The following is an 8,190-nucleotide window of genomic DNA, read 5'->3' on the forward strand; positions in this document are numbered from 1 at the left end:
AGGCATCAAGCAATGATCGAAGTCGAAACGGTGAAAATACCGGACGTACTGCCACTGCTCCCTGTTCGGGACATGGTGATGTACCCTTCGGTGACTCTCCCTCTATTTTTGGGTCGGGAGATGTCGATTAACGCGGTAGAAAAATCCCTGTCGACAGATCGTCTTATTCTCGTCGCAGCGCAGAAGGATCTGACCGATGAGGACCCCCTGCCCGCACGGATCTACTCCCTTGGCGTCGTGTCTCAAATCATGCGCATGCTGCGACTTCCGGACGGCAGGATCAAGATACTGGTGCAAGGCTTGAAAAGGGCCGAGATCGCTCGTTACACGCAGGAACGACCCACCTACCTAGTGGAATTAAGGACCATCGAGGAACCGATCATCACCGAGATCACCCTGGAAATCGAAGCGCTGATGCGTTATGTGAAGGAAGAGATGGAGAAGGTCGTCTCTATGGGAAGGATGATCTCTCCTGACGTGCTCCTCGTACTCGATACTATCGACGAGCCCGGAAGATTTGCCGACATAGCGTGCGCGAATCTGGGGTTACCTGTTGGAAAGGCTCAGGAAATACTTGAGGTCGTCGATCCCATCGAGCGGCTGAAGAAGCTTTCGGAGATCATCGGTAAGGAAATTCAGCTTCTCAACATGCAGGCAAAAATACTCTCCACTGCAAAAGAGGAGATGACCAAGAGTCAACGGGATTACTTCCTCAGGGAGCAGATAAAGGCGATACGGACTGAACTCGGCGAAGTAGACGAGCGCGAGGATGAAGCAAAGGATCTCAGGAAACGCGTCAAGAAGGCTAAGATGCCCAAGGACGTGGAGAAGGAAATAAAGAAGCAGATCGAACGCCTGGAGATGATGCACCCGGATGCTGTGGAATCGAACATGCTCCGGACCTATGTAGAATGGGTCGTTGAACTTCCCTGGAGCTGCTCGACGAAAGATAACATCCAGGTAGCGAAGGTAAAGAGAACGCTCGACGAAGACCACTACGGTCTGGACAAGGTAAAAGAAAGAATCCTCGAATTTCTGAGCGTTATCAAACTCAAGGGTGTCATGAAGGGCCCGATACTCTGCTTTGTCGGTCCTCCGGGCGTGGGGAAGACCTCGCTGGGCCGGTCGATTGCCAGGGCCATGGGGAGGAATTTCTTGAGAATTTCGCTTGGAGGCATGAAGGATGAGGCTGAAATAAGGGGCCACAGGAGAACCTATGTGGGCGCTCTGCCCGGACGCATCATCCAGGGCCTCAAGCAGGCAGGCACAAACAATCCTGTGTTCATGCTCGATGAAATAGACAAGATTGGTATGGATTTCAGAGGCGACCCGGCGAGCGCGTTGCTTGAAGTGCTGGATCCGGAACAGAACTGCGCGTTCAGCGACCACTACCTGAACCTGCCTTTTGACCTGTCTAAAGTAATGTTCATCACCACGGCGAACCGGATTGACACAATTCCACCTGCGCTCGAGGATAGGATGGAGGTCATTTCCCTTCCGGGCTACACAGAGCGAGAGAAGATGATGATAGCCAAGAAGTACCTCATCCCGAAACAGATGAAAGAGAACGGGTTGAGCAGGAGGATGCTCGCTTTCAGTGACAGTACCGTGGAGAAACTCATTCGGGATTACACCAGAGAGGCAGGTGTACGAGGCCTCGAGCGGGAGATTGCAGCTGTCGCCCGTAAGGTCGCGAAGCGGATCGCCGAGGGAAACAAGAAGAAAGTGATGGTCACCCCTCAGAACCTGCACAGTTTTCTCGGGCCCTTGAAATTTATGCCCGAGACAGCCATTTCGACCGATATACCCGGCGTGGCGTGTGGCCTTGCATGGACTGAAACGGGCGGTGAACTGCTTTTTGTGGAAGCCTCTTCCAGAAAAGGAAGAAGGGAGCTCACGCTTACAGGCAGCATGGGAGACGTGATGAAAGAGTCAGCGCAGGCCGCGCTCACATACATAAAAGCCAAGGCGAAACAGCTCGGCATCCCACAACAGAGCTTCGACGAGCTTGAGATGCACATCCATGTCCCACAGGGTGCGATCCCTAAAGACGGCCCCTCGGCGGGCATCACCATGGCTGTGGCCATGATCAGCGCCCTCACCAAAAAAATAGTCGCACCCAAGATCGCGATGACCGGCGAGATCACATTAACAGGACGGGTACTTCCGGTTGGCGGTCTCAAAGAGAAGACGCTTGCCGCCCTTCGGGCGCGATTAAAGAAAGTAATCATCCCGGAGGAGAATCTGAAAGACCTGGAAGAGATTCCCGACTACGTAAAAGAGAAAATAACGTTTCTCCCTGTCAAAGACATGGACGACGTCGTAAAGCTCCTTTTCAGCGCGCCGCAGCGCAGCAGGCGGCGCCTGCCGGGAAAGAGGGTGCATCGTGAAAGAAGCCTCCTTCTACGAGAAAGGCGACCACGGTAACGTACATTGTTACCTCTGCAGACATCATTGCCGGATAAGCGAAGGTAAGCGGGGGATATGCGGAGTCAGAGAAAATAAAGGCGGCACTCTCTATACGCTCGTCTATGCAAAACCCTGCTCGTGGCACGTCGATCCCGTCGAAAAGAAACCCCTGTTCCACTATTTTCCAGGGTCAAAAGCTTTCTCCATCGCTACGGTCGGCTGCAACTTCCGCTGCTTGCATTGTCAGAACCACGAGATATCCCAACTGCCGACAGATCAGGGCATCATAGACGGAGAATCCTTTACGCCCGAGGATGTCGTGGATTATGCAGAAAAGACCGGTTGCCGCAGCATATCGTACACGTACACCGAACCGACAATGTTTTACGAGTATGCCTTTGACATCGCCAGGCTTGCAAAACAACGTAATATTTCTAATAACTTCGTAACCAACGGGTATATTGAGAAGGAGCCTCTCGCGGCGATACGACCCTATCTCGATGCAGCCAACATCGACCTGAAGTCTATTTCGGGCGATTTTTACAAAAGAGTCTGCGGAGCTCGTGTAGAAGGTGTCCTAGAATCGATCAGGAACTACAAAACCCTCGGGATCTGGACCGAGATAACCACGCTCGTTATCCCGGGTCTCAATGACAGCGATGAGGAGTTCCACGCATTAGCCCGATTTATCCGGGACGAAGTCGGGCCGGAAACCCCCTGGCACATAAGCGCATTCCATCCTACCTACAAACTTACCGACGCTCCTCCTACGCCATCGAAATTATTAATAAAAGCACGACAGATCGGCGTCGCAACAGGGTTGCGCTACGTATATACGGGCAACATCCCTGGTCTTGACGGGGAACATACTTACTGCTACCAGTGCAAAAAGCCACTCATAAAAAGATACGGGTTCGCCGTCACAGAGTATAGTGTGGAGGCAGGCGCTTGCAAGTTTTGCGGCGCGAGACTGGACGGCATCGGGCTCTGAAGCGTTCGCAAGAAACTTCTTTTTCTTTCCTTTTAGCACAATTATGTGCTAGTATTATTAATACTCGATCAGATATTTCTTCTGTTTCTGGAGCCTTGCACAGTTCTGTCCTCATGAGAGACTGCAAAACAGAGAGATACCGAAAAAGGGGGCTGTGATGCAGGGGTCAAAATTGTTTATAGGAAATCTGAGTTATTCCGTTGACAAGGAGAAACTCAGGGAACTGTTCGCTGCTTACGGCGAAGTGACAAATGTTACAGTGATTGAAGGGAAGGGGTTCGGATTTGTGGAGATGGCGACACCTGAGGCTGCGGAAAAAGCAAAAGCGGGGTTGAATGGGACACAGCTTCAGGGCCGCACAATGAATGTTGATGAGGCCCGTCCGCAGCGGGACAAAGATAAAGGAAGAAGAAGCGGCGGCCCAAGAAGATACTAAAGGAGATACTGTGTACGTACACGTTGACGACGGCAACATAGAAAAAGCAATAAAGACGCTGAAGCGTCTGATGCAGAAGGAAGGCGTTCTCAAAGAGATCAAGAGGAGAAGTTTTTATGAGAAACCTTCGGAGAGGGAACGGCGCAAGCAGAGGGAAGCAAGGAAGCGGCGGCTGAAAGCGGAACGAAGGAAGTCCTGGAAAGCTTAGCTTAATGTCGCTGCCGCGCTTCAATAGACGCTAGATACGTTATAGTTACTCCATGGGTCGGCCACGTTCATTGTGGCCGACCTTTTTATTTTTCACCGTCCACACCAGACTTGCTCTCCGACCCGTACGCGTAGAGAAGGTGAGACACTGTAGGCGCAGCCTCTCCAATATGAAAGGATCGGACGAGTTTTGCCGCGGCCAGGTCGGAGACGGTGAAACGCTCATGTTGGCGCAAGTGCTCGAGCCAGGACTCAACAATGAAGAATTCAACGTAGCGGGAAACATCCGCGGTGTCGCGGAACAGTCCCCACTGGAGTGCCCCGTCCCGCAGGCGAATGCGGCGCATGGAGCGCATGGCTTGAGCGAACTCGCGCGCGGACAGTGGATCAATCTTATATTCGATGGTCACGAGCACGGGTCCTTGGTCAGGAGGTGTCTCCGGCGAGACTCTCTCTGTTTCGCGCCAACGCGCGGAGGGCGTAAGATCGAGATTTTCCCCGACTGGCATCCGGTAACGCAAATTGAAGACGAGAGCCACCCCAAGTGCCACGGCGGCAATAAGCAGAGCAGCGGAAATATCTGTGAATGAGGCGACCATGCCCCAGAGAGCACTGCCTCCAGCCAGTCCTCCGAAAAACACAATGCCATAACTGGCCATCGCCCGTCCGCGCACCCAGGAGGGTACCGCCAACTGTACCCCTGCAGTCAGCGTGGAGAAGAGCGATAGCCAGGCCACGCCCCCTACGCCCATCAGCAACCCAACAAGGAGAGCGTTACGCAGGACTGCAAGACCAATAAGGACCAGCGCGAAAAGGAGCTGCGCCAGTGCAACGAGGTGCTCTGCAGAGATCTGCCGCCGCACTTTCGGCAGGATAAATGCTCCCACCACAGCACCCGTACCCAAACATCCAAGCAGCACACCGTATCCGAATGAACTGAGCCCCAGGCTTTCACGCGCGAGCAATGGTAGAAGACCCCACAGGGCGCTGGCGCAAAAGGCGAAGAGAAATGCGGGCATAAAAAGCGCGTGCAGTTCCGGGGCGTGGACAACGTAGCGCATGCCGGTGCGTATTGCGGCAAAAAATCGCTCCGTCGGCAGAGCGCTCTCCGGTACCGGCCTCCGCCAATGGTAAATCACGGCGACTACCCCGAGAAAAGAGACTGCGTTGAGCAGAAAGACAGCGCCCGGTCCCAAAGCAGCTGCCAGCAGGCCGCCCAGAGCGGGACCTATCGCACGGGAGACATTAAATCCCATAGCGCCCAGAGCCACTGCCGCGTGCAGATCCGTTCGGGGTACCAGTTCAGGCACAATAGCCTGCCACACGGGACCCGAGAGGGCACCCCCTATCTGGAGAACAAAGGTAAGAACCAAAAGCAGTACGGGGGTTGTGAGCCCTCCCACTGTAAACAGTCCGATAACAGCCGCTGCAACACTCATCCACAACTGGAAGAAAATGAGGAGACGGCGGCGATCGGTCACGTCCGCCATCGCACCCGCAGGCAAACCGAGGAGAAAAAGCGGCAGTGTACTCGCTGTCTGCATCAGCGCCACCATGATCGGTTTCGGCGCAAGAGAGGTCATGAGCCAGGCTCCCGCAACATCATGCATCCATGACCCTATGTTGGAAAACAGGGCAGCAATCCAGAGCCCACAAAAGACCGGCTGGAGGAGAGGAGACCACGCGGACGTTTTTTGCAGTTGCTTATCGTTCACTTCGCTAGTGCTCCCCAGAAAGTTAATGCATCGGATGCCGCAAGGCCAGATTGCTTTCATTGTAGCACATACCACTTCTACAGTTCTTATTGACACCTATTCGGCAATATGATCTGCACTCGCAAGCGGAGACGTCCGGCAAGGGTGATGCGAAATCGGGAGGATGGAAGGCGATCCAGTCGCCTCGCGCCATCTGGCGCTTTACCGCGCCTTCTGAGTGGAATCTCGCGCGAGGATCGTTTGACGAAGAGCAATCAGCAGCAGTTGTCGGACCTAAAATGCAGGCGGCTAATGTCGAATTCTGGAGCGGATCGGCCCAATACACAACTCTGGTACGCCGCAATCTGGCACCCAGCCGGCAACTCCCTTTTTTGCCGGCACACGAGATGCTGCAGCACATCATTGTCCCTGGCTACCAGATTGACAGAGGGATTCCCGATCTTAAGATTGAAAAGATGCAGCCGATCGATCCTTTGACCGTGCGTTACACCTTGAGCTTCACTGCCCCCGATGGAAAGCCGATTACCGTGGACGGATCTTGAAGAACAGCTCCATACCGAATGGCCACGGTGGAGATTTCAACGTGTACACGCAATACTTTGTACAAGCACCCAAAAACATGTTCCCAAGCGTCAAAGATGAAGCGTGGCAGGTTGCGATGAGCTTTGAGTCCTCCATCTCAGTCGGGATCATTCCTCATGCAACAGATTGCCAGGATGCGGAGCGAGAATTTACAGGCTGCCACCAACAGGGTCCTTCAAACCATGCAGACCAATAAACAGATCATGCAGCAGCACGTTGCAATAGCGCAACAAAAGCCCGGAATGATGGCGCAGCAGGGGGAGGGCTGGATGAGGGCGTTGACAGGCCAGGAAGTGGTACGCGACACGCAGTCCGGTCAGCGCTGGGAGGTGCCCGTTGGAGGGCAGTACATTTACGGCCGCAACACAGGCGAGTTCATCCGCGCCGACCGGCCGCTACAGACACACGAACTGCCTGAAGGCTTCAAACAGTTCGAGGCCGTAAAATAATCGGTGACAGCATCATTCGATGGGTTAGCCATCTGAGCTGAATACGGAATGTGCGTACAGCGTATAAGAAAAGAGGCGCCTCCTTCCTGAGGCGCCTCTTTTCCAACCTGTAACCCGTCACGGGTTTTTTGTTACAGTTTCTCCTCCCCTATCCTCATGCCGTAGAAGGAACGGTAGACGAAGATCAACGCAATAACAAAGAAGACGATGGCGATGCCGGTCTTCAGTGCCTGGGACTGCATGGTAACCGCGATCTCGGTAGCGAGCAGGCCGAAGAGTGTCGTGAACTTAATGACCGGGTTCATGGAGACGGACGACGTATCTTTGAACGGATCGCCGACCGTGTCACCGACAACGGTTGCCTCGTGGAGGGGTGTGTTCTTTTCCTTCAGATCGACCTCGACGATCTTCTTTGCATTATCCCATGCGCCGCCGGCGTTCGCCATGAATATCGCCTGGAAGAGCCCGAAGAAGGCAATGGCAATGAGGTAGCCGATGAAGAAATACGGGTTGAAGAAGGAAAGCGCGAGCGCCATGAAGAAGACCACGACGAAGATGTTGATCATGCCTTTCTGCGCATAGATCGTGCAGATCTTGACAACTTCCTTGCTGTCCTGGATCGATGCCGTCTCTTTGTCGAGCTGAATATTCTTCTTGATGAAGACGACCGCACGATAGGCACCCGTGACGACCGCCTGGGTCGCAGCACCGGTAAACCAGTAGATTACCGCACCGCCCATGAGCAGGCCGAGGATGATCTCCGGCTGCACGAGGGAGAGCTTGGCAACCGCGCCGCCGAAGATCCGCTCCAAGAGGATGATGATGCCGAAGACCATGGTGGTGGCCCCGACCACCGCAGTTCCGATGAGCACCGGCTTGGCTGTTGCTTTAAACGTGTTTCCCGCGCCGTCGGCCTCTTCCAGGTAATCCTTGCCGTTTTCAAAGTCAGGCTCGAAACCGAACTGCCCCTTGATCTCAGCCGCAATGTTGGGCACGCTCTCGATGCGGGAGAGCTCATAGACCGACTGCGCATTGTCAGAGACCGGGCCGAAGCTGTCCACGGCGATGGTCACCGGACCCATGCCGAGGAATCCGAAAGCCACGAGGCCGAACGCGAAGACAGGCGCGGCAAAGGCAAATTCCTTGGGCATAAGCGCCTGTATGGACGGGTTGAAGGAGACCAGGTAGGCGACGAGCATGAGCACGAGTATGGTCAACCCTTCCCAGAAGGCGGAGAAGTTACCGGCGACGAAACCGGAGAGAATATCGAGCGATGCACCGCCCTGGCGGGCCGAGGCCATAACTTCCTGCACGTGACGGGAGCTGGTGCTGGTGAAGACCTTGGTGAACTCGGGAATAAGGGCGCCGGCTATGGTACCGCAGCTGATGATGATGGCGAGC

At 54.4% G+C, this 8,190-nt stretch carries 8 protein-coding genes; 6 read left to right on the forward strand and 2 right to left on the reverse strand.

The features are described from left to right. The first annotated feature begins 12 nt into the window (after nt 1-12). From lon to rpsU, 4 genes are all read left to right on the forward strand, one after another. Nucleotides 13-2,427: an endopeptidase La gene (gene lon / locus VMT71_04125; GenBank protein ID HVN23130.1), complete on the forward strand. Its 2,415-nt coding sequence runs from the start codon at nt 13-15 to the stop codon at nt 2,425-2,427. Then, entirely contained in the window at nt 2,387-3,400 is a 1,014-nt protein-coding gene (gene amrS / locus VMT71_04130; protein ID HVN23131.1) for an AmmeMemoRadiSam system radical SAM enzyme, read from the forward strand. Before lon ends, amrS begins: the two co-directional genes overlap by 41 nt. Nucleotides 3,401-3,557: 157 nt before the next feature. Continuing rightward, entirely contained in the window at nt 3,558-3,836 is a 279-nt protein-coding gene (locus VMT71_04135; GenBank protein ID HVN23132.1) for an RNA-binding protein, read from the forward strand. A gap of 10 nt (nt 3,837-3,846) precedes the next feature. Next, complete coding sequence (gene rpsU / locus VMT71_04140; GenBank protein ID HVN23133.1) at nt 3,847-4,044, forward strand: 30S ribosomal protein S21; 198 nt, start codon at nt 3,847-3,849, stop codon at nt 4,042-4,044. An 85-nt stretch (nt 4,045-4,129) separates the two neighbouring features. Here rpsU and VMT71_04145 read toward each other — a convergent pair whose 3' ends face one another. After that, the gene (locus VMT71_04145; GenBank protein HVN23134.1) at nt 4,130-5,758 is read right to left on the reverse strand and encodes an MFS transporter; all 1,629 of its coding nucleotides are present in this window, start codon (nt 5,756-5,758) and stop codon (nt 4,130-4,132) included. A gap of 89 nt (nt 5,759-5,847) precedes the next feature. Here VMT71_04145 and VMT71_04150 point away from each other — a divergent pair, with 89 nt between their 5' ends. Both VMT71_04150 and VMT71_04155 read left to right on the forward strand, forming a co-directional pair. Further along, complete coding sequence (locus tag VMT71_04150) at nt 5,848-6,300, forward strand: hypothetical protein (protein HVN23135.1); 453 nt, start codon at nt 5,848-5,850, stop codon at nt 6,298-6,300. A 156-nt stretch (nt 6,301-6,456) separates the two neighbouring features. Next, the gene (locus VMT71_04155) at nt 6,457-6,789 is read left to right on the forward strand and encodes a hypothetical protein (protein ID HVN23136.1); all 333 of its coding nucleotides are present in this window, start codon (nt 6,457-6,459) and stop codon (nt 6,787-6,789) included. 131 nt (nt 6,790-6,920) lie between these two features. On the opposite strand, the gene VMT71_04160 is transcribed toward VMT71_04155, so the two are convergent. After that, nucleotides 6,921-8,190: sodium/proton-translocating pyrophosphatase (locus VMT71_04160; protein ID HVN23137.1), on the reverse strand; the 1,270-nt coding region annotated here is incomplete at its 5' end.

The sequence above is a fragment of the Syntrophorhabdales bacterium genome (assembly GCA_035541455.1).
GTDB lineage: Bacteria > Desulfobacterota > Syntrophorhabdia > Syntrophorhabdales > WCHB1-27 > JADGQN01.

Bases quoted from the DNA above. Each gene is read 5' to 3' on its own strand.
- lon (HVN23130.1), top strand. From the start codon at position 13: ATGATCGAAGTCGAAACGGTGAAAATACCGGACGTACTGCCACTGCTC.
- VMT71_04155 (HVN23136.1), top strand. From the start codon at position 6,457: ATGCAACAGATTGCCAGGATGCGGAGCGAGAATTTACAGGCTGCCACC.
- VMT71_04135 (HVN23132.1), top strand. From the start codon at position 3,558: ATGCAGGGGTCAAAATTGTTTATAGGAAATCTGAGTTATTCCGTTGAC.